At 69.9% G+C, this 20,983-nt stretch carries 16 protein-coding genes; 3 read left to right on the top strand and 13 right to left on the bottom strand.

Going from position 1 to position 20,983, the window contains the following annotated elements:
* Window positions 1-5: 5 nt before the first annotated feature.
* The 10 genes from ACLBX8_RS03850 to coxB all read right to left on the bottom strand — a co-directional run bounded on the left by ACLBX8_RS03850 (window position 6) and on the right by coxB (window position 9,406).
* Window positions 6-1,262, bottom strand: a complete 1,257-nt coding sequence (locus tag ACLBX8_RS03850; protein WP_447714629.1) for an SfnB family sulfur acquisition oxidoreductase — start codon at window positions 1,260-1,262, stop codon at window positions 6-8.
* A 42-nt stretch (window positions 1,263-1,304) separates the two neighbouring features.
* On the bottom strand, window positions 1,305-2,420 hold the full coding sequence (gene sfnG / locus ACLBX8_RS03845) for a dimethylsulfone monooxygenase SfnG (RefSeq protein WP_447714628.1): 1,116 nt from the start codon (window positions 2,418-2,420) through the stop codon (window positions 1,305-1,307).
* Between the two features lie 212 nt (window positions 2,421-2,632).
* Window positions 2,633-3,397: an SURF1 family protein gene (locus ACLBX8_RS03840; RefSeq protein ID WP_447697968.1), complete on the bottom strand. Its 765-nt coding sequence runs from the start codon at window positions 3,395-3,397 to the stop codon at window positions 2,633-2,635.
* Window positions 3,394-3,768, bottom strand: coding sequence for a DUF983 domain-containing protein (locus ACLBX8_RS03835; protein ID WP_026604660.1), 375 nt, complete (start codon window positions 3,766-3,768; stop codon window positions 3,394-3,396). The genes ACLBX8_RS03840 and ACLBX8_RS03835 overlap by 4 nt, the downstream gene beginning before the upstream one ends.
* Window positions 3,769-3,918: 150 nt before the next feature.
* A complete protein-coding gene (locus ACLBX8_RS03830) occupies window positions 3,919-4,782 on the bottom strand; it encodes a cytochrome c oxidase subunit 3 (protein ID WP_427507563.1) in 864 nt (287 codons plus the stop codon).
* A 147-nt stretch (window positions 4,783-4,929) separates the two neighbouring features.
* Window positions 4,930-5,541, bottom strand: coding sequence for a cytochrome c oxidase assembly protein (locus tag ACLBX8_RS03825; RefSeq protein WP_447714627.1), 612 nt, complete (start codon window positions 5,539-5,541; stop codon window positions 4,930-4,932).
* Window positions 5,542-5,551: 10 nt separating this feature from the next.
* A complete protein-coding gene (locus ACLBX8_RS03820) occupies window positions 5,552-5,716 on the bottom strand; it encodes a hypothetical protein (protein ID WP_056522038.1) in 165 nt (54 codons plus the stop codon).
* 5 nt (window positions 5,717-5,721) lie between these two features.
* Window positions 5,722-6,672, bottom strand: coding sequence for a heme o synthase (locus tag ACLBX8_RS03815; RefSeq protein ID WP_020091410.1), 951 nt, complete (start codon window positions 6,670-6,672; stop codon window positions 5,722-5,724).
* Window positions 6,673-6,887: 215 nt separating this feature from the next.
* Complete coding sequence (gene ctaD / locus ACLBX8_RS03810) at window positions 6,888-8,516, bottom strand: cytochrome c oxidase subunit I (RefSeq protein ID WP_020091411.1); 1,629 nt, start codon at window positions 8,514-8,516, stop codon at window positions 6,888-6,890.
* 50 nt (window positions 8,517-8,566) lie between these two features.
* Window positions 8,567-9,406, bottom strand: coding sequence for a cytochrome c oxidase subunit II (gene coxB, locus ACLBX8_RS03805; protein WP_056522032.1), 840 nt, complete (start codon window positions 9,404-9,406; stop codon window positions 8,567-8,569).
* 370 nt (window positions 9,407-9,776) lie between these two features.
* On the opposite strand from coxB, the gene fdhD reads away from it, so the two are divergent.
* Window positions 9,777-10,550, top strand: a complete 774-nt coding sequence (gene fdhD / locus ACLBX8_RS03800) for a formate dehydrogenase accessory sulfurtransferase FdhD (RefSeq protein ID WP_447698145.1) — start codon at window positions 9,777-9,779, stop codon at window positions 10,548-10,550.
* Window positions 10,551-10,573: 23 nt separating this feature from the next.
* On the opposite strand, the gene ACLBX8_RS03795 is transcribed toward fdhD, so the two are convergent.
* Entirely contained in the window at window positions 10,574-11,353 is a 780-nt protein-coding gene (locus ACLBX8_RS03795; RefSeq protein WP_447697965.1) for a hypothetical protein, read from the bottom strand.
* A gap of 630 nt (window positions 11,354-11,983) precedes the next feature.
* Here ACLBX8_RS03795 and gltB point away from each other — a divergent pair.
* Together gltB and ACLBX8_RS03785 are read left to right on the top strand one after the other, a co-directional pair.
* Window positions 11,984-16,699 carry a glutamate synthase large subunit gene (gene gltB, locus ACLBX8_RS03790; protein ID WP_447697964.1) on the top strand — a complete coding sequence of 1,572 codons (4,716 nt, stop codon included), beginning with the start codon at window positions 11,984-11,986 and terminating at the stop codon, window positions 16,697-16,699.
* A 102-nt stretch (window positions 16,700-16,801) separates the two neighbouring features.
* On the top strand, window positions 16,802-18,235 hold the full coding sequence (locus tag ACLBX8_RS03785) for a glutamate synthase subunit beta (RefSeq protein WP_020091416.1): 1,434 nt from the start codon (window positions 16,802-16,804) through the stop codon (window positions 18,233-18,235).
* Between the two features lie 35 nt (window positions 18,236-18,270).
* Here the strand turns inward: ACLBX8_RS03785 and ACLBX8_RS03780 are convergent, their stop codons facing one another.
* Both ACLBX8_RS03780 and ACLBX8_RS03775 read right to left on the bottom strand, forming a co-directional pair.
* The gene (locus ACLBX8_RS03780; protein ID WP_447697963.1) at window positions 18,271-19,701 is read right to left on the bottom strand and encodes an SGNH/GDSL hydrolase family protein; all 1,431 of its coding nucleotides are present in this window, start codon (window positions 19,699-19,701) and stop codon (window positions 18,271-18,273) included.
* A 93-nt stretch (window positions 19,702-19,794) separates the two neighbouring features.
* On the bottom strand, window positions 19,795-20,982 hold the full coding sequence (locus tag ACLBX8_RS03775; protein WP_447714626.1) for a lytic murein transglycosylase: 1,188 nt from the start codon (window positions 20,980-20,982) through the stop codon (window positions 19,795-19,797).
* Window position 20,983 lies beyond the last annotated feature (1 nt).

Raw genomic sequence — 20,983 nt, 5'->3', positions numbered from 1 at the left:
GCCGATCAGCTCCAGGCGTGGAGCGGCGGGTTCACGCCGTTGAGGGCGTGGTTGCCGACGATCGCGTATTTCCAGCGGACGGGATCGTGCAGCGTGTGCGTGCGCGCGTTCCGCCAGTGACGGTCGAGATTCTCGGCGGCCAGAGTCGAGCGGGTCCCCGACAGCTCGAACAGCTTGTTCGACGCCGCCAGGGCGACCTCGGTGGTCAGCACCTTCGCCTCGGCGACCGCGATCTGGGCCGCCGCGACCGTCTCGGCGTCCGGCCGCGCGACGGCCGCGTCGAGGGCGAGACCGGCCCGGTCGAGCAGCGCCTCGGCGGCGTGCTGCCGGATGGTCAGGTCGCCGACCGCCTGGATCGTGTAGGGATCGTCGGACGCCCGCTCCAGCCCGCTGTCGATCCAGGGGCGGGCCTTGTCGCGGACGAAGCCGATAGTGTCGTCGAGGGCCTCGCGGCCGATCCCGGCATCGACCGCGGCCTGGATGATCTGGAACACGGCGCCGTCGGCGGTCGGCGCCGCGTAGCCCTTCCAGGCCGGCACCAGATGGGTCTTGGGCACGCGCACGTCGTCGATCAGCACGGTCCCGCTCGCCGTGCCGCGCTGGCCGAAGCTCGACCAGTCATCGATCACCGTGAGTCCGGGCGCGCCCCGCTCGGCGATGGCGTACCAAGCGCGTCCCTCGGCATCGAGGGCGACGATCGGGACCAGGTGCGCGAGGAGGGCGCCGGTGGCGTAGAACTTCCGGCCCCGCACCACGACGTGGTCGCCGTGATCGGTGAAGCGCGTGTCGAAATCGGCCGCCCGCTTGGTGCCGCGCTCCGAGAAGGCGTTGCCGAACCGCGTTCCGCGCAAGACCTCGCCGAACAGCAGGTGCTTCTGCGCCTCGTCCGACACCGTCCGGATCGCCGCCAGGATGCCGAGATGGTTCTGGGCGATCTGCGCGATGGCGGGATCGGCGGCCGCCACGATGGCGATGACCTGCGCGAGGGTCCGGTAGGAGACCTCGGGGCCGCCATAGGCGCGCGGCACGTTGATCGACCAGAGGCCGCTCTGCGAGAAGGCGTCGAGCTCCTCGAGCGGCCGCACGGCGTGGCGGTCCCGCTCCGACGCGCCGGCCCGGAACTCGGCCGCGAGCCCGTGGGCCACGGCCAGCGCCTCGGCGTCGTCACGGATCACGTGGGCGGGTGAGGGCGGCCGCGCGGGGCCGGGAGCGCCCGGGCGGTGCTCCGGCTCGAGCGTGCGCGCATCGACGGCGATGTTCATGGCTCACTCCGATCAGTCGGATTAGGGTTCGGCGGGCGGCGCTCAGGCGGCCTCGGCGCGCCGGTCGCGGGCGGCCTCGAGGGCGCGGACCCGCGGGATCACGTGCGCGCCGAAATACGCGACGTCCTCTTGGAAATGCAGGAAGGCCAGCAGGGCGAGGTCCGCTCCCGCATCCTTCAGCGCCAGGATCCGCTCGGCGATCTGGTCGGGCGTGCCGATCAGGTCGGTCTTGAAGCCGTCGTTGTACTGGACGAGATCCTCGAAGCTCGACTTGGCCCAGTTGCCTTCCCCTTCCGGCGAGGCCTTGCCGGCATTCTTGACCTCGTGACCGAAGGCCTTCACGGCGTCCGGGTCGGCGTTGTCGATGATCTCCTGAAGGACGGCGCGGGCCTCCTCCTCGGTGTCGCGGGCGATGACGAAGGCGTTGACGCCGATCCGGGGATGATTGCCGGTCTCGGCCGACTTGGCGCGGATATCGTCCACCTGGGCGCGGATCGTCTCCGGCGTGCCGCCATTCGTGAAGTACCAGTCCGACACGCGGGTCGCCATGTCGCGCGCGGCGCGCGACGAGCCGCCCTGGAAGATCTCGGGCAGCGGCTGGGCCGGCTTCGGCTTCAGCGTGTAATCGCTGTAGCGGTAGAAGTCGCCGCGGAAGGTGAAGCTGTCCTGCGTCCAGATCCCGCGCAGGCTCCGTATGAACTCCTCCGACCGGCGGTACCGCTCGTCGTGGTCGAGCCAGGGCTCGCCGATCGCCCGGAACTCGCCCGAGAACCAGCCCGAGACGATGTTCACCGCGATGCGGCCTTCGGTGAGCTGCGAGATCGTGGCGATCTGCTTGGCGGCGAGGGTCGGATGCCAGGGACCGGGCAGGAGCGCGGCGATCACCTTGAGCTTGGTGGTCGCGGCCAGCAGGGCGTGGCTGAAGGCGACCGATTCGTGCTGGTACTCGGCGCCGTAGCCCGCGGTGAACCGGATCTGCGTCAGCCCGTAATCGAATCCCGCCTCCTCGGCGATCTGCGCCAGCTTCCGATTGTAATCGGCATCCCAGCTCGTGCGCTGGGGGATCTTGCTGATGACAAGCCCCCCGGAGACGTTGGGCACCCAGTAGGCGAAGCGGATCGGCTCGCGCGCCGCCGCGTCGGCGAGATGGCTGGTCATCCGGCGTTACCTCAGTTGCACGGCGGTTGGGCGCCGTGTCGTCTTCGGATGATCGCCGCGAACTGAATACACTATGCAGAACGCGGCCGATCGCTCAAGAACACCGAAAGTATTCCGGGGCGATGGCCGTCGGTCAAAGGAACGGGTTGCCGTTTTTCAGCCGATCTCGGCGAGACTTTTCTTCGCCGAGATCCTGCGCGCGCGGCTTTGTCCTAGGCGGCGCGGGCCGCGGGCGAATCGTGCAGGCGGCGCCACGCGAAGACCGAGAACACGCCGATCAGGCAGGCGGCGAGGCCGAACCACGTGAATGCGTATTGCAGGTGGTTGTTCGGCAGATCGACCCGGAGCTGGCCGCCGCGCGGCCACGTCGTCTGCCCGGGAACGGCGTCGGCCTCGATCAGGTAGGGCTCGACCGTTCCGAGGCCGCGCGCCGCCGCGATGCCGGCGATGTCCCGGTTGAACCACTCCCCGCGGGCGGGATCCGGTTCCGGCACGAACATCCCCCGGGCCTCGCTCGCGCGGAGGATGCCGGTGACCGTCGTCGACCCGTCGATCAGGCCGTCCCGGCGATCGCTCTGCGCCTTCAGCTCCGTGGGGACGAAACCCCGGTTGATGATCACCATGCTCCCGTCGTCCCGGCGGAACGGCGTGAGCACGTAGTAGCCCTGCAGGGCGCGGCCCGGCGTCTCGCCGGGCGCCAGCCCGTGCACGAGGGTTTCCCGGTCGTTGAGGAACTGACCGCTGACCCGGACGTGCCGGAACTCGTCGCGCGCCGGATCCCAGGCCGCCGCGGTCGGCGGCGCCACCGGCTCCGCGCGGCTCTGACGCACGATCCTGGCGATCAGGTCTTCCTTCCAGGCCCTGCGCTCGAGCTGCCAAGTCCCCAGCCCCAGCAGGATGGCCAGGGCAACCAGCGAGGCGAGCCCCGGCGCGACCAGGTCGCGCCAGCCAGCGCGGTGCGGTCCGCTCGCGGTCACGGCTCGAAGCGCCCTTGCTCCGCCCGGTTGCTGAACTGCAGGGCGATCAGCAGGCCCTTGAGGGGCCGCACCAGGATCAGGCTGAGCCCGACCGAGAGGGTCAGGGCCACCAGGGCGTGGACCCAGATCGGCGGCTCGTAGGTGATCTCCAGCCAGAGGGCGAGACCGACCACGATCAGGCCGACGATCGACATCACGAAGAAGGCCGGCCCGTCCGCGGAGTCGAAATGCGCGTAGTCGAGCCCGCACGCCTCGCAGGAGGGGCGCAGGCTCAGGAACCCTTTGAACAGGTGACCCTCGCCGCAGCGCGGGCACCGGCCGCGCAGGCCGGTCGGGATCGGCGGCGGCGGCGAGTAGGTTCGGTTGTTCACGGGCACACTCCAGACCTGTTCCGTGCGGGACCCATCGACCCGCGCGCGGGCCGCTCTCGTCGATACGGGGTTCGCGCGGCGTCGGAAACGCAGAAGGGCGGCCTGAGCCGCCCTTCGCAGATCCGCCATGCGGCGACGGGATGGTTCCGCTCAGTGAGCGCCACCGCCGTGGAAGACCCCCGAACCCCACACGTAGATGGCGGCGAACAGGAACAGCCACACGACATCCACGAAGTGCCAGTACCAAGCGGCGAACTCGAAGCCGAGGTGCTGACGCGGGGTGAACTGGCCCGCGTAGACGCGGAACAGGCACACCGCCAGGAAGATGGTGCCGATGATGACGTGGGCGCCGTGGAAGCCCGTCGCCATGAAGAAGGTCGACGAGTAGATGCTGCCCGAGAAGCCGAACTCGGCGTGGCTGTACTCGTAGGCCTGGCAGGCGGTGAACAGAACGCCGAGGATGATCGTCAGCCACAGGCCGTACTTCAGGCCCTTGCGGTCGCCCTCGATCAGCGCGTGGTGCGCCCAGGTGACGGTGGTGCCCGAGGTCAGCAGGATCAGCGTGTTCAGGAGCGGCAGGTGCCAGGGATCGAACGCCTCGATGCCCTTCGGCGGCCAGACACCGCCGGTGAACTCCACGCGCGAGACCTGGATCGGGTCGGCGGTGTAGAGGGCGGCCTCGAAGTAGGCCCAGAACCACGCGACGAAGAACATCACCTCGGAGGCGATGAACATCATCATGCCGTAGCGGTGGTGAAGCTGGACCACGCGGGTATGGTCGCCGGAATTGGCCTCGTGCGCGACGTCCTTCCACCACGAGTACATGGTGTAGAGAACGCCGATCGTGCCGGCCCCGAAGATGTAGGGACCGGGGGCCAGGGTGCCGATCGTGAGGCTCTTCATCCAGAACACGGCGCCGAACGCCATGAGGAAGCCCGAGAAAGCCCCGATCAACGGCCACGGGCTCGGATTCAGGATGTGGTAGTCGTGATTCTTGGCGTGCGCCTCGGCCATCGTCCCGTCGCTCCTCACCCTCGCGCCCTGCGCCGTTCCCGGCCTTACGCTGTTCGTTGCCTGCCCTAGGCCGGGCGCGGCACGCACCACGCCCAAGCTTGCTGGCAGCTTTAGTCGCTGCGGCCCCGTGTTGTCACGGGTCCGCGATCAGAAATCGCCCTTCGTTCCCGAGGAAGACGATTTCGCCACCGCCGCCTTCACGGGTTCACCGTTCTTGGAGGCGAAGTAGGTGTAGGACAGCGTCATCTCCGAGAGATGCGCGGTGTTGGAGTCGTCGCGAACGGCCGGATCGACGTAGAACACCACCGGCACGTCCAGCGTCTCGCCCGGCTGGAGCGTCTGCTCGTTGAAGCAGAAGCACGCGATCTTGACGAAGTAGCCGCCCATCAGACCCGGCTGGACGTTGAAGGTCGCCACACCCGCGGAGGGCGCGCTGCCGGTGTTCTGCACGCGGAAGAAGACCGTCTTCGTTTCGCCGAGCTTCGCCTCGACGCTGCGCACTTCCGGGATGAACTTCCAGGGCAGCCCAGGCGCGACGTTCGTGTCGAAATGGACGATCATGCTGTCGTCGGTCCGCGCCGCGGAGGCCGAGAGCGCCGGTCCCTGCCGGGGCGTGCCGTCGTAGCCGGTCGCCTTGCAGAAGGCGTCGTAGAGCGGCACCGACGCGAAGGCGAGGCCGATCATGCCTACGGCGAGACCCGCGCAGGCGAGGGCGGTGCGCGTCGCGGCCCGGTTCGATCCTGATGGAGGAACGGTCATCGCAGGCGCCTCAGAGCGGCCGGGTCAGGATCTGAGGGCCGAGCTTGACGATCGTCAGCACGAAGAACAGCAGGACCCAGGCTCCCAGCGCCAGCGCGATCGCGATCGAGCGCTTGCGGCGGCGCGCCTCCTGCTCGGGCGTGAGCGGCGGGTACTGGATCTCGGGATCCGCCATGGCGCTCAACCCAGGACCGGGCGGAACAGGCCGAAGCTCTGCTCGGCCAGGAGCGCCGAGAACAGCGCGAACAGGTAGAGGATCGAGAAGCCGAACATGCCCATGGCGGCGCGCCGCTCGGCATCGCCCTCGCGGTTCCGCAGCACGCGGATGCTGAAGGCCACCATGCCCAGGCCGCCGACGAGGCCGACCACAGCGTAGACGAGGCCACCGAAGCCGAGAGCCACCGGGACGAGGCCGAGGGGGGCGAGCAGCAGCGAGTACCACACGATCTGGCGGCGGGTGGAGGCGGGGCCGGCGACGTTCGGCATCATCGGGATGCCGGCGCGGGCGTACTCGTCGGCCTTGATCAGGGCCAGCGCCCAGAAGTGCGGCGGGGTCCAGATGAAGATGATGGCGAACAGGATCAGCGACTCGACGCCGACCGACCCGGTCACCACCGCCTGCCCGATGACAGGCGGCAGGGCTCCGGCGGCGCCGCCGATGACGATGTTCTGCGCGGTCGCCCGCTTCAGCCACATCGAGTAAACCACGGCGTAGAACACGATGGTGAAGGCGAGGAGCGCGGCCGCCAGGAGATTGGCGGCGAGCCCGAGCACCACCACGGAGGCGACCGAGAGGAACAGTCCGAAGCCCAGTGCCTCCTGGGAGGTGATCCGGCCCGACGGGATCGGCCGGGTGGCGGTCCGACTCATGACCGCGTCGATGTCGGCGTCCCACCACATGTTGAGGCAGCCGGACGCACCGGCGCCGACCGCGATGGCGAGGAGCGAGATCGCGCCGATGGCCGGCTGCACGTGGCCCTGCGAGACCACCATTCCGACCAGTGCGGTGAAGATCACGAGGACCATCACCCGCGGCTTCAGCAGGGCGAAGTAGTCCGGAACGTCGCCGCCGGCGGTCGTGAGGGCCGGGGCCGGAACGTCCGGTCCGATCGTGTTCGTCAGGCTCGTCATCGCGTCTGCCGCTGCTGTGTCGGCGCCCGGCCGCGCGCGTCACGGCCGAGTCGTGTCTCGAATTCGACGTGTTCCAAGGATCGGCGTGAGCGGGGCCCGGGACTTCTCCCTCGGCCCGTGCGGATCGCCCTCATCGCTCGCCCTTGCCGGGAGGTCGGCCGACCGGCCTCCGGGGAAGGGCGAGGGCCGCGGACGCGGCCCTCGCGGGGTGTCTATCAGTGCGCGCCCGGCTCGTCGACGATGCGGGGCAGCGTCTCGAACTGGTGGAACGGGGGCGGGGAGGAGAGCGTCCACTCGAGGGTGGTGGCGCCTTCGCCCCACGGGTTGTCCGCGGCCCGCTCCTTCGAGCGGAAGGCGAGGATGACGCCGATCACGAACACGAACATGCCGAGCGCGAAGATGTGGCCGCCGTAGGTCGACACCTTGTGCCACTGGGCGAACGCGTCCGGGTAGTCGGCGTAGCGGCGCGGCATGCCGGCGAGGCCCAGGAAGTGCATCGGGAAGAACAGGACGTTCGCGCCGATGAAGGCCAGCCAGAAGTGCAGCTTGCCGGCCCACTCGGGGATGATGTGACCGGTCATCTTCGGGAACCAGTAGTAGACACCGGCGAAGATGATGAACACGGCCCCGAGGGACAGCACGTAGTGGAAGTGCGCGACCACGTAGTAGGTGTCGTGCAGGTACTTATCGACCGCCGAGTTGGCCAGCACGACGCCGGTGACGCCGCCGACCGTGAACAGGAAGATGAAGCCCACCGCCCAGTGCATGGCGGCGGTGAAGCGGATGGAGCCGCCCCACATGGTGGCGATCCACGAGAAGATCTTCACGCCGGTCGGGACCGCGATCACCATCGTGGCGAACACGAAGTAGGACTGCGTCTGCAGCGACAGGCCGACCGTGTACATGTGGTGCGCCCACACGACGAAGCCGACGACGCCGATCGCCACCATGGCGTAGGCCATCGCGAGGTAGCCGAAGACGGGCTTGCGCGAGAACGTGGCGATGATGTGCGACACGATGCCGAAGGCCGGCAGGATCATGATGTACACTTCGGGGTGACCGAAGAACCAGAATAGGTGCTGGTACAGGATCGGGTCACCGCCGCCGGCCGGGTCGAAGAAGGTCGTGCCGAAGTTGCGGTCGGTCAGCAGCATCGTGATGGCGCCCGCGAGCACCGGCAGCGAGAGCAGCAGCAGGAACGCGGTGACCAGCTCGGCCCAGGCGAAGAGCGGCATCTTGTGCAGCGTCATGCCCGGGGCGCGCATGTTCAGGATCGTGGTGATGAAGTTGATCGCGCCGAGGATGGAGCCCGCGCCCGACAGGTGCAGCGCGAAGATCGCGAAGTCGACGGCCGGGCCGGGATGGCCGGCGGTGGAGAGCGGCGGGTAGACGGTCCAGCCGGTGCCGGCGCCGGACGCGCCGGGCGCGCCCTCGACGAACAGCGAGCAGAGCAGGGAGCAGAAGCCCGCCACCGTCAGCCAGAACGAGATGTTGTTCATGCGCGGGAACGCCATGTCGGGCGCGCCGATCATGAGGGGCACGAACCAGTTGCCGAAGCCGCCGATCAGCGCCGGCATCACCATGAAGAACACCATGATGAGCCCGTGGCCCGTGACGAACACGTTGTAGGTCGCGGGGTTCGAGAAATACTGCAGGCCGGGCGCCTCCATCTCCATCCGGATGCCGAAGGAGAGGAACGCGCCGATGATTCCGGCGCAGAAGGCGAACAGCAGGTAGAGGGTGCCGATGTCCTTGTGGTTCGTCGACAGGAACCAGCGGGCGAAGAACGACGGCTTGTGGTCGTGGACCTCATGGGCCCCGGCATGGGCTGCGGCTGTAGCCATGGATTCGAATGCCTTGTGGATCTGATGGGGTCTGTTCGATCAGCCGGGGCTCAGCGGGCCTCGGCGAAGCTCGTGCCGTTGTCGATGCGGGCGTACTTGGTCTTCGCCTCCTTCAGCCAGTCGGCGTAGGCCTGCTCGCTGACCACGCGGACCACGATGGGCATGTAGGCGTGGCGCTGGCCGCACAGCTCGGAGCACTGGCCGTGGAAGGTGCCCTCCTTGTCGGCCTTGAACCACATCTGGTTCAGGCGGCCGGGGACGGCGTCGATCTTGAAGCCGAAGGCCGGCATCGCCCAGGAATGCAGCACGTCGGCGGCGGTGACCTGGATCTTCACGATCTTGTTGACCGGAACGACCATCTCGTTGTCGGTCTGCAGCAGGCGCGGCTGCTTGTCCTCGTCGATGTTGGCATCGAACGTGAAGCCGCCGCCGGCCTCGGTCTGCGGGTACTCGTAGGACCAGTACCAGGCGTGGCCGACGACCTTGACGATCATGTCGGCCTTCGGGTCCGAAAGCTGCGTGCGCAGCAGGCGGAAGGACGGGATCGCCACGGCGACCAGGATCAGCACCGGCACGATCGTCCAGGCGACCTCGATGGCGGTGTTGTGCGTGGTTCGGGACGGGGTCGGGTTCCGCTTCTCGCCGAAGCGGTAGACGCACCACAGGATGAGCCCGAGGACGAACACCGAGATGGCGAGGGACAGCCAGTGCAGGCCGATCTCGAAGTTCAGGATGTCGCGCGCGTTCTCGGTGACCGGGATCTGCCGGTCCATCTCCCACGGCACGGGCTGACCGAAGCCCGCGGCCTGCGCGCCGGATATCGGGAAGAGCAGGGCGCCGAGAGCGGCGAGGCTCCAGAGTGACCGGTTGATCGTCCGCACCGTCCGCATCTGCCTCTCGTGGCTCCCCTGAAACTGTCTGGCTGCCGCCGGACCTCCCCGTCTTGAACGCGTGCGGGATTGTACCGACGTGACGGAGTACCGGTTGTGTCACCCGGCATTATCCGACCGGCGCTTCAGACCACAAGGGCCGGCCACGTGCAACCGCACAAGCGTCGCATCGCGCGCTTTCCCGCCAGTTGACGGCGCCTCGTGGCGTCGGCGCACTAGGGGCCGGCGAAATCGTTCCCCGTCGCGTCGCGCCGGGGATGAAGCGTCGCGACGCGTTCGTGCCACGCCTGCGGAGTTCGAGATGTCCACCCAAACCGGCAGCCCCACCTCCGGTCCTCTCCCCTGCGCAGTGCCGGCGCCGATGCAGGTGATGACCTATATGGGCTCGGCGCCGAGGCCGGACACGCGGGCGCTGGCCGTCGAGGCGCCGGTCAACCTCGTCTACGGCAGCGTGCCGCACGCCGTGATGATGGCGACGCCCGCCGACCTCGAGGATTTCGCCTACGGCTTCAGCCTGACGGAGGGCATCGTCGACAGCGCGGAGGAGATCCGCGCGACCCGGGTGGAGACGGCGTCGGACGGTCTGCGCCTCCACGTCGATCTCGCGCCGGGCCGGCTCCGCGAGCATCTGGCGCGCAAGCGCGCCATCAGCGGCCGCACCGGCTGCGGGGTCTGCGGCATCGAGGACTTGGCGCAACTGCCGCGGGCCGGGGAGCGGGCGGACTCCGAGGTCCGGGTCGGGCTGCCCGCCATCGCCCGCGCCCTGTCGAATCTCGACAGCGCCCAGCGCCTCGGCGCGGAGACGCGCGCGGTCCACGCCGCGGCCTGGGCGCGCCTCGACGGCGGCCTCGCGGCGGTGCGCGAGGATGTCGGCCGCCACAACGCGCTGGACAAGCTGATCGGCACCCTGATGCGGACCGGGACGCCCGCGGACTCGGGCTTCCTGGTCATCACCAGCCGCTGCTCGTTCGAGATGGTCGAGAAGGCCGCGCGGCTCGGCGCGGCCGTGATCGTCGCCATCTCGGCGCCGACGTCGCTGGCCCTCGACCGAGCCCGGTCCTACGGCATGACGCTCTGCGCCATCGCGCGGGCCGACACCGTGACGGTTTTTACGGGAGCCGAGCGGCTGACGGACGGCGCGTGACGCGCCGGTCCCGTCCGCCCAATTTACTCGGCCTGGCCCGGGACGATGGTCGCGCCGCCGATCACCCGAACCGGCTTCTTGTCCGTTGGCGGATCCTTCCAATCCTTCGCGGCCGGCTTGGCCGTCTCGGCCACGGCGGCGTCGGCCGGCTTCGACGGCGCGGCGGGTCGCGCAGCGGGAACCGGGGCCGGGGCCTTCTCGATCGCCGCCGCCTTGGTCTCGGGCGCGGGACCGGCGTTCGGATCCGCCTTGGCCGTATCGGCCGGCGGGAGCTTGGGGGCCGGTGCCTCGGGAGACGTGCGGGGCGGCGGCTTCAGCTCCGGCGTCCGGGCGAGCGCCCCGCGCGCGACCCGCTTTGGCGGAGCGTTGGGCGGAGCGGTCCGGCCGACGCTGTCGGGATTCACGCCTTCGGGATTGGCCTCGGGCCGCAGGGCCTCGGTGCCCAGCCGGCGCTGGGGCCGCGCCACCGGACCGTCCTCGGACGGGACCGGCCGCATCGCGCGGCGGGGCACGACCTCGTCCTCGGTCCAGCCGAAGCCCGGTGCAGGTCGCTCCAGCCGAGCGACGGTCTCGGGCGCACCGATCGGCCGGCGGCCCACGATCCCGCCCGTCATGGGATCGACGAACAGCCGGACGGACGCGCCGGCGGGACCGACGGCGTCGACCACGTAGACCCGCCCGTCGAAGCGCGGGCGGCTCAGGCCGCTGAACCCGCGATCTGCGAGGCGCCAAGCGACGACGCGAGGCGGAAGGACCTCTTCCTCGAAGGCGAATTGCGCGCGCGCCCCGCCCGATGCGCCCAAGAGAGCGAGCGCCGACAGGCACGCGGCGCGAAGCGTCCGGCTCATCGGGCGTGGAAGGCGCGCAGCGGCTCTGCTCGTCATCGTCACTCTTGTGCGTTCTGGGTTTGGAGACCCGGCAGAGTGTCCGGTTCGTGTCCGGTTCCGGCATGGTCCGGGCCGGTAGACCCGGACCTCGACCATGCCGGCGAGGTCGTTGCCCCGCATGCCGCTTGTGCTCGGCACGACCCGTAGAACCCGCGATTCGGGCGAGATTGCGGAGGCGCGGAGCGGGTCGCGGCCCGTCATCCAGAGCGGCGACACCGTCGCGGCCTGCAGTCTCTTGCTGAAAACATTTCAATCTGGCAGTTTCGCGACTTAGGACAGCACAACTGTCCCATCGGCCGTGCATCCCGGCCGTCGCCGTCTCGCGCGCGGGCGAGAAGTTTCGGCAGACGGACACGGGCGCGCCAGCGCACCGCTCTCCGAGCGGTCCGGGTCCTCGATGAACGCAGGCCGACGGACGTGTCCTCCCGGACCGGCCGGATGGCCTGCGGCAAGAGGCCGGGCGCGTGGCGCCGACGGCTTGCGGGCATGAAACATGCTCGCGGGTTCTTGGCTGCGGACGGGTTCGAGGGAAGGACGAGACGAAGCATGTCACAACGCAGACCCGCCGAAGAGTTTGCTGCGTCCACGGCCCAGGCTGCCGCCCCCCGCGGCGGCGCGATGCCGCTCATCGTGCGCGACCCCGCCTTTCCGAAAGCCCAGGGTTCCTACGATCCGGCCCGCGAGCGCGACGCCTGCGGCGTCGGCTTCATCGCCGACATGCACGACCGCCGGACCCACGCGATCGTCGAGCAGGGCCTGAAGATCCTGGAGAACCTCGATCATCGCGGCGCGGTGGGCGCCGATCCCAAGATGGGCGACGGCTGCGGCATCCTCACGCAGATCCCGCACGGCTTCTTCGCCGAGGAGTGCTCGCGCCTCGGTTTCGAGCTGCCGCCGGCGGGCTCGTACGCCATCGGGCAGTTCTTCATGCCGAAGGCGGAGGAGCCGCGGGCGATCATCCAGGAGATCGTCGAATCGTCCCTGGCGGCCGAGGGCCTGCCGCTCCTCGGCTGGCGCGACGTGCCGGTGGACCCGGAGGATCTCGGCGACGCCGTGAAGGCGACCGAGCCGCACCACCGTCAGGTCTTCATCGGCCGGCCCGCCTCGGTCACCGACCAGGACGCGTTCGAGCGCCGGGTCTACGTCGCCCGCAAGGTGATCTCCAACAAGGTCTACGGCCTCGACGATCCGCGGGTGAAGGAGTTCTACCCGGTCTCCGTGTCGACCCGGACCATCGTCTACAAGGGCATGGTGCTGGTCACGCAGCTCGGCGGCTACTTCCTGGACCTGAAGGACGACCGCTTCGTCTCGGCGATCGCCCTCGTTCACCAGCGCTTCGCCACCAACACCTTCCCGACCTGGCGGCTCTCGCACCCCTACCGGATGGTCGCGCATAACGGCGAGATCAACACGCTGCGCGGCAACGTCAACTGGATGGCGGCCCGCCAGGCGAGCGTCGATTCCGACCTGTTCGGCAACGACATCTCGAAGCTTTGGCCGATCTCCTACGAGGGCCAATCCGACACGGCCTGCTTCGACAACGCCCTCGAGTTCCTCGTGCAGGGCGGCTACCCGCTGGCCCACGCGATGATGATGCTCATCCCGGAGGCCTGGGCCGGCAACCCGCTCATGAGCGAGGAGCGGCGCGCCTTCTACGAGTACCACGCCGCACTCATGGAGCCGTGGGACGGTCCCGCCGCCGTGGCCTTCACCGACGGCCGCCAGATCGGCGCCACCCTCGACCGCAACGGCCTGCGCCCGGCGCGCTACATCGTCACCGACGACGGCCTCGTGGTGCTCGCCTCCGAGATGGGCACCCTGCCGATCCCGGACGAGAAGATCGTCCAGTCCTGGCGCCTGCAGCCGGGCCGCATGCTGCTGATCGACCTGCAGAAGGGCCGAATCGTCTCCGACGAGGAGATCAAGGGCGAGCTCGCCGCCGCGCATCCCTACGCCGACTGGGTGAAGAACACCCAGATCGTCCTGGAGGACCTGCGACCGGTTCAGCCGCGCGAGTCCCGCGGCGACGTGAGCCTGCTCGATCGCCAGCAGGCCTTCGGCTACACGCAGGAGGATCTCAAGCTGCTGATGCAGCCCATGGCCGTCACCGGCCAGGAGGCGGTCGGCTCCATGGGCACGGACACGCCGCTCTCGGCCCTCTCCGAGAAGTCGAAGCTGCTCTACACCTACTTCAAGCAGAACTTCGCGCAGGTCACGAACCCGCCGATCGACCCGATCCGCGAGGAGGCCGTGATGAGCCTCGTCTCGTTCATCGGGCCGCGGCCGAACCTGCTCGACATGGAGGGCGCGTCCCGGCGCAAGCGCCTGGAGGTCCGCCAGCCGATCCTCACCAACGCCGATCTAGAGAAGATCCGCTCGATCGGCCATTTCGAGGATCGGTTCGACACCAAGACCCTCGACATGACCTACCCGGCCGAGACCGGCGCGGCGGCCATGGACGGGGCGCTCGACCGCCTCTGCGACCGCGCCGAGGCGGCGGTGCGCGGCGGCTACAACATCATCGTGCTCACCGACCGGGCGGTCGGGCCGGATCGGATCCCGATCCCGGCGCTGCTGGCCACGGCGTCCGTGCACAATTACCTGATCCGCAAGGGGCTCCGGACCTCGGTCGGCCTCGTGGTCGAGTCGGGCGAGCCGCGCGAGGTGCACCACTTCGCCTGTCTCGCCGGCTACGGCGCCGAGGCGGTGAACCCGTACCTCGCCTTCGAGACGCTGCTCGACATGAAGGACGAGTTCCCGCCGGACCTCACCGACGACGAGATCATCTACCGCTACATCAAGGCGATCGATAAGGGCCTGCTGAAGGTGATGTCCAAAATGGGCATCTCCACCTACCAGTCCTATTGCGGCGCGCAGATCTTCGACGCGGTCGGCCTGAACTCGACCTTCGTCGGCCGCGACTTCTTCGGCACGGCGACGACCATCGAGGGCGTCGGCATGGCGGAGATCGCCGAGGAGACCGCGCGCCGACACCGCGACGCCTTCGGCGACGCGCCGGTCTACCGGAACGCCCTGGATGTCGGCGGCGAGTACGCCTACCGCCTGCGCGGCGAGACCCACACCTGGACGCCCGACACGGTGGCGACGCTGCAGCACGCGGTGCGCCTCAACGTGCCGGAGCGCTACCGCGAATACGCCGAGCTGGTGAACCGCCAGGAGCACCAGCTGAAGACGCTCCGCGGCCTGTTCCGCATCAAGTCCGCCGCCGAGCTCGGTCGCGCGCCGGTCCCGCTGGACTCGGTCGAGCCGGCCTCCGAGATCGTCAAGCGCTTCGCCACGGGCGCCATGTCGTACGGCTCCATCTCCAAGGAGGCGCACGAGACCCTCGCCATCGCGCTGAACTCGTTCGGCGGGCGATCGAACTCGGGCGAGGGCGGCGAGGAGGTCGAGCGGTTCAAGCCGCTGCCGGACGGGCGCTCGCGCCGGTCCGCGATCAAGCAGGTCGCCTCCGGCCGCTTCGGCGTCACGACGGAGTACCTCGTCAATTCCGACATGATGCAGATCAAGGTCGCGCAGGGCGCCAAGCCCGGCGAGGGCGGCCAGCTGCCCGGCCACAAGGTCGACGCCAAGATCGCCAAGGTCCGCTACGCCACCCCGGGGGTGGGCCTGATCTCGCCGCCGCCGCACCACGACATCTACTCGATCGAGGATCTGGCCCAGCTGATCTTCGACCTGAAGAACGTGAACCCGTCGGCGGACGTGTCGGTGAAGCTCGTCTCCGAGGTTGGCGTCGGCACGGTCGCGGCCGGTGTCGCCAAGGCGCGGGCCGACCACATCACGATCTCGGGCTTCGACGGCGGCACCGGCGCGGCGCCGCTGACCTCGCTCAAGCACGCGGGCGGACCCTGGGAGACCGGGCTGGCCGAGACCCAGCAGACGCTGGTGCTGAACGGTCTGCGCGGCCGCGTCGCCCTTCAGGCCGACGGCGGCATCCGGACCGGGCGCGACGTGATGATCGCGGCGCTGCTCGGCGCCGACCAGATGGGCTTCTCGACGGCCCCGCTGATCGCGGCCGGCTGCATCATGATGCGCAAGTGCCACCTGAACACCTGCCCGGTGGGCGTCGCCACCCAGGATCCGGTGCTGCGCAAGCGCTTCAAGGGCACGCCGGAGCACGTGGTGAACTACTTCTTCTTCGTGGCCGAGGAGGTGCGGGAGATCCTCGCCTCGCTCGGCTTCACGAAGCTGGAGGAGGCGGTCGGCCGGTCCGACGTGCTCGACAAGGTCGAGGCCATCGCTCACTGGAAGGCGCGCGGGCTCGACTTCACCAAGCTGTTCCACCGGCCGAAGGTGGCCGAGGGCACGGCGATCCGCCACGTGGAGGTGCAGCACCACCCGATCGACACGGTGCTCGACCGGCGCCTCATCGAGAAGGCGCAGCACGCGATCGAGACCGGCGAGCCGGTGGTCATCGCCGACACCATCCGGAACTCGGACCGGGCGGCGGGCGCGATGCTCTCCGGCATGGTCGCCAAGGCGCACGGCCACGAGGGCCTGCCCGACGACACGATCGTGGTGAAGCTCGCCGGCACGGCGGGCCAGAGCTTCGGCGCCTGGGTGGCGGCCGGCGTGACCGTCGAGCTGACCGGCCACGGCAACGACTACGTCGGCAAGGGCCTGTCGGGCGGCAAGCTGATCATCCGGCCGAGCGACGCGCTGAAGTCGCCGCAGGACCGGACGATCATGGTCGGCAACACCGTGCTGTACGGGGCGATCGCGGGCGAGTGTTACATCCGCGGCTCCGCGGGCGAGCGCTTCGCCGTGCGGAATTCCGGCGCGATCACGGTGGTCGAGGGCATGGGCGACCATGGCTGCGAGTACATGACCGGTGGCGTGGTCGTGTCGATCGGCGAGACCGGGCGCAACTTCGCGGCCGGCATGTCGGGCGGCATCGCCTACGTGCTCGACGAGGACGGCTCGTTCTCGGCGCGCTGCAACCTGTCGATGGTCGACCTGGAGCCGGTCGAGGAGGAGGACGACCTAATGCGTCGCTTCCATCAGGACGGCGACCTGGAGACCAAGGGGCGGGTCGACATCCTGGCCGACATGTCCGGGCACGACGAGGAGCGGCTGACGCAGCTCATCACCAACCATCTCAAGTACACGGGCAGCCCCCGCGCCAAGGCGATCCTCGACGACTGGAGCGGCTACCGCACCAAGTTCGTGAAGGTGATGCCGGTGGAGTACCGCCGGGCGCTGCGCGAGATGGAGATGGCGCGGATGCCGGTGGCCGCCGAGTAGGCGGCTTCCTGAGACCGGGCGGGCTCCCGCCCGGTCACGCACCCACACGAGACGACGACGCGGGCAGCGCAGTCAGAGACTGGCCGGCCCAGGGGCTGACCAATGGGCAAGATCACAGGCTTCCTCGAGTTCGACCGGCAGGAGCAGAAGTACCAGCTCGCCGCCGACCGGGTCCGGCACTTCCGCGAGTTCACGCTCCCGCTCGACGAGCACGACCTGACGAAACAGGCCGCGCGTTGCATGGATTGCGGCATCCCGTTCTGCCACGGGCCGACGGGCTGCCCGGTCCACAACCAGATCCCGGACTGGAACGACCTCGTCTTCCAGTCGGATTGGGAGGAGGCGTCCCGCAACCTCCACTCCACGAATAACTTCCCGGAGTTTACCGGCCGCGTCTGCCCCGCGCCCTGCGAGGAGGCGTGCACGCTGAACCTCGAGAACCAGCCGGTCGCCATCAAGACGATCGAGCAGGCGATCGCCGACCGCGCCTGGAACATGGGCTGGGTGAAGCCCGAGCCGGCGCAGACCCGCACCGGCAAGCGCGTCGCGATCGTGGGCTCCGGACCGGCCGGTATGGCGGCGGCGCAGCAGCTCGCCCGCGTCGGGCACGACGTCCACGTGTTCGAGCGCGAGCCGAAGGCGGGTGGCCTTCTCCGCTACGGCATCCCGGACTTTAAGATGGAGAAGCGCCATATCGACCGGCGCGTGCGCCAGATGGAAGCCGAGGGCGTCGTCTTCCACTACAATCAGAACATCGGCGTCACGAAGTCGGTCGACGAGCTCAAGGCCGAGTTCGACGCCGTGATGTTCTGCGGCGGCGCCGAGGATCCCCGCAACCCGCAGCTCCCCGGCCAGGACCTCGAGGGCGTCCACTACGCGATGCCCTACCTCGTCCAGTCGAACCGGCGCGTGAGCGCCGAGCCGATGCGCGGCAACGGCGAGCAGCCGATCCTGGCCGCGGGCAAGAACGTGGTGGTCATCGGCGGCGGCGACACCGCCTCCGACTGCGTCGGCACCGCGTTCCGCCAGGGGGCCCTGTCGGTGACGCAGCTCGACATCCGCCCGCGCCCGCCGGAGCGGGAGGACAAGCTCACCGTGTGGCCCTACTGGCCGACCAAGATGCGGACCTCGTCCAGCCAGGCGGAAGGCGCGGAGCGCGAGTTCCAGGCCGCGACCCTGCGGCTCGAGGGGAACAAGAAGGGCCAGCTCACCGGCGTGGTCTGCGCCCGCGTCGATGCCAAGCGCCAGCCGATCGCCGGCACCGAGTTCGTGCTGCCGGCCGACCTCGTCTTCATGGCGATCGGCTTCGCGGGCTCGGTCCAGAAGGGTCTGCTGGAGCAGTCCGGGGTCGGCGTCGACAAGCGTGGCAATGTCGAGGCGAACGAGGACGACTACCGCACGTCGGACGCGAAGATCTGGGCCGCCGGCGATATGCGGCGCGGCCAGTCCCTGGTGGTCTGGGCGATCCGCGAGGGCCGTCAGGCGGCGCGCGCCATCGACGAGATGCTGATGGGCGCCAGCGTCCTGCCGCGCTGACGGCCTGCTGAGAGCGTGCGAAGGGCCCGCCCGGCTCAGCCGGGCGGCCAGCGGAAATCGTCGGCTCGGCCGGGCTGCGGCATCGGCGCGTTGCCGCGCAGCAGCGTCCGCTCCACGGTCCCGGAATTGTCCGGATCGCGCGGACGGCCATTCAGCAGCGCCCCGCCGGGCGACACTTCGCTCCGGCTCAACGGTACCACGGGGCCGGCCGCGGGCTTCACCGGGAGCGCCGGCACGCCGGGCGGCTCCGGCAGGCTCGGCAGCATCGCGGTGATCTGACGATCGATCGCCGCGGTATCGGTGGCCGTTGCTGTACCGTCGAGGCTCGGCCCGGGTGTCGCGGGCGGTGCCGTCGGCGCCACTGTCGCGGTCGGCGACGGCTCGGCCGTGCCCGGCACCGCGCCCATCAGCCGCTTCAGCTCGACATCGGCGAAGTGGGCCAGCTTCCGATCGCCCGCCTTGGTGAAATGGACACCGTCCGCGGTACGGAGCTTGGCGATCTGGCCTTCCGGATCCGGGCCCGACGCGGCGTACCGGTCTCGGTCGTCGACGAAGCCCGGCCAGATATCGACGTAGGTCCCGCCGGCCTTGGTAACGGTGTCCCGGACGATGTCGTTCAGGGAAGCGAGGTCCCGGCTCAGGGACTCGCTCTGGACCGGCGGCAGACCGACCCAGATCAGCGGGATCTTGCGGTCGGTGAAGACTTTCGCCAGCGCCTCCACCCGGGCGCGGTAGAGGGCGCGCCAGCGGTCCGTGAGGGGATCGGCCGTCTCGTCGCCCTCGCGGATCGGCTGCCGATCGTTGGCGCCCAACATCACCAGGGCGTAGCGCACCTTCGCGTTGCTCTGGAGGTAATCCTGCGCGACCTTCGGCCAGTCGACCACGTCCTTGCGCACCAGACCGCTGTCGCCCTTCGCGCGGTCGATCACGGCGACGTCGGCATTGTCCTCGAACACGTCGTCGAGGCCCTTGGCGAGATGGTCGGCGAGGGAATCGCCGAAGACGGCGATCTGGACGTTCGGCTCGGTCTTGGCGACCGCGGGCTTCGGCGGTGTGGGCGCCCGGGCCGGACGGACCCGCCGCTTCACCGCGGGGGGCGGACGCTGCGCCTCTCCGGTCGCGTAGGGATTGGTTCGCTGGCGCGGGGCCCGGTAGGTGCGCTCCGGCTGCGGCGCCACCGGCTGCGGCCTGTCCTCCCAGGGCCAGTAGAACTGGCGCGGCGCCTCCTGCTGCGGCGCGTAGCGGGGCTGGCGCCCGGACGTCCCGTCGTCGCGGTAATAGGCGTCCCGCGGCCGCCGGCGCGGCGGCGCCTGGTAATAGGTGCCGCCCTGCTGCTGCTGGTAGCTGTCGCCCCACTGCGCGCGGGCCGGACCGCCCCCGAAGGTCGACACCTCCGCGAGCCCCAACAGGACCGAGAGCCCGAGGATGAGGGGGCGTCCCGGAGGACGCCGACGAGCGAGGACCATGCGCATCCCGTACGCTTTACGCCGAACCGGGCCCGTTCGGACCGCGGCCACTATAGGTGGAAGCCGCGCGCGGGTCTAAACCTCTCGCCGGGCTCAGCGTCGCGGCGCTGCCTTCCCGGCCACGCGGGCGAGCAGGGCCGGCGTCGCGTACCCGTCGGCCGGCAATCCGACGCTGATCTGATAGCGCCGCACCGCCTCGCGCAGCTTCGGGCCCGCGCGTCCATCCGTCGGCCCGTCGTAGTAGCCGGAAGCCGCGAGGCCGGTCTGCAGGGCGCGGAGGCCCGGCCCGTCGAGGCGGGCTCCGGCGGGCCACGGCGCGGCCAGCGGCGGACCGCCGGCGAGGCGGTCGGCAAGGTGACCCACTGCCAGCGCGTAGGAATCCGAGGTGTTGTAGCCCCGGACCACCTCGAAATTGTCGGTGATCAGGAAGACCGGCGCGCCGAGGCCTCCGGGCAGGAACAGGCTGGCGCGCCCGGCCCCCGGCAGCGGCTGCCCGTCGGTGCGGCGAACGCCGCGCTCGGCGAAGCTCGCGAGATCGCCCGCGTAGCGGCTCAGGTCGAACTCCTTTGGCAGGCGCACCTCGTAGCCCCAGGAGAAGGTCGGATTCCAGCCGAGATCCTTGAGATAGGCGGCGATCGAGGCCAGCGAATCCGCCGCGCTGGTCCAGATGTCGCGCCGGCCGTCGCCGTCGAAGTCGACCGCGTGGGCCAGGTAGGTGGAGGGCAGGAATTGCACCTGACCCATCGCGCCAGCCCAGCTGCCGCTCATCCGGTCGGGCGCGATGTCGCCGCGCTGCAGGATCGTGAGGGCGGCGAGGAGCTCGTCGCGGAACAGGCTGCCGCGGTGCCGCGCCTCGGCGAGCGTCGCCAGCGCCCGGACGGTCGGGACGCTGCCCGCACTCGCTCCGAAATCCGACTCGACGCCCCAGAACGCCATCACCACCGGACCCGGAACGCCGTAGCGGGCCTCGATCGCCGTCAGGGTCGACGCGAGGGTAGCGGCGCGGTCGCGGCCGCGCGCGATGCGGCCGGCCGAGACCGCGCCGACGAGGTACTCCCAGACAGGCCGACTGAACTCGCTCTGGCGGCGGGTTCGCGCCAGGATTCCGGGATCAGGTCCTGTGATCCCGCGGAACGCCGCGTCGAAGGTCGCGGCGGAGACGCCCCGCGCCGCCGCGTCCAAACGCAGGGCCTCGACGAACGCCCGGAAGGCGTCCTCGGCGCGGGCCGGGCCGGTCGCGAGGCACGCCGCCGCGGCCAGGATCCATCGACGGGAATGCATC

It is taken from the genome of Methylobacterium sp. D48H (assembly GCF_053345715.1).
This window is presented reverse-complemented; position numbering and strand designations above follow the sequence as displayed.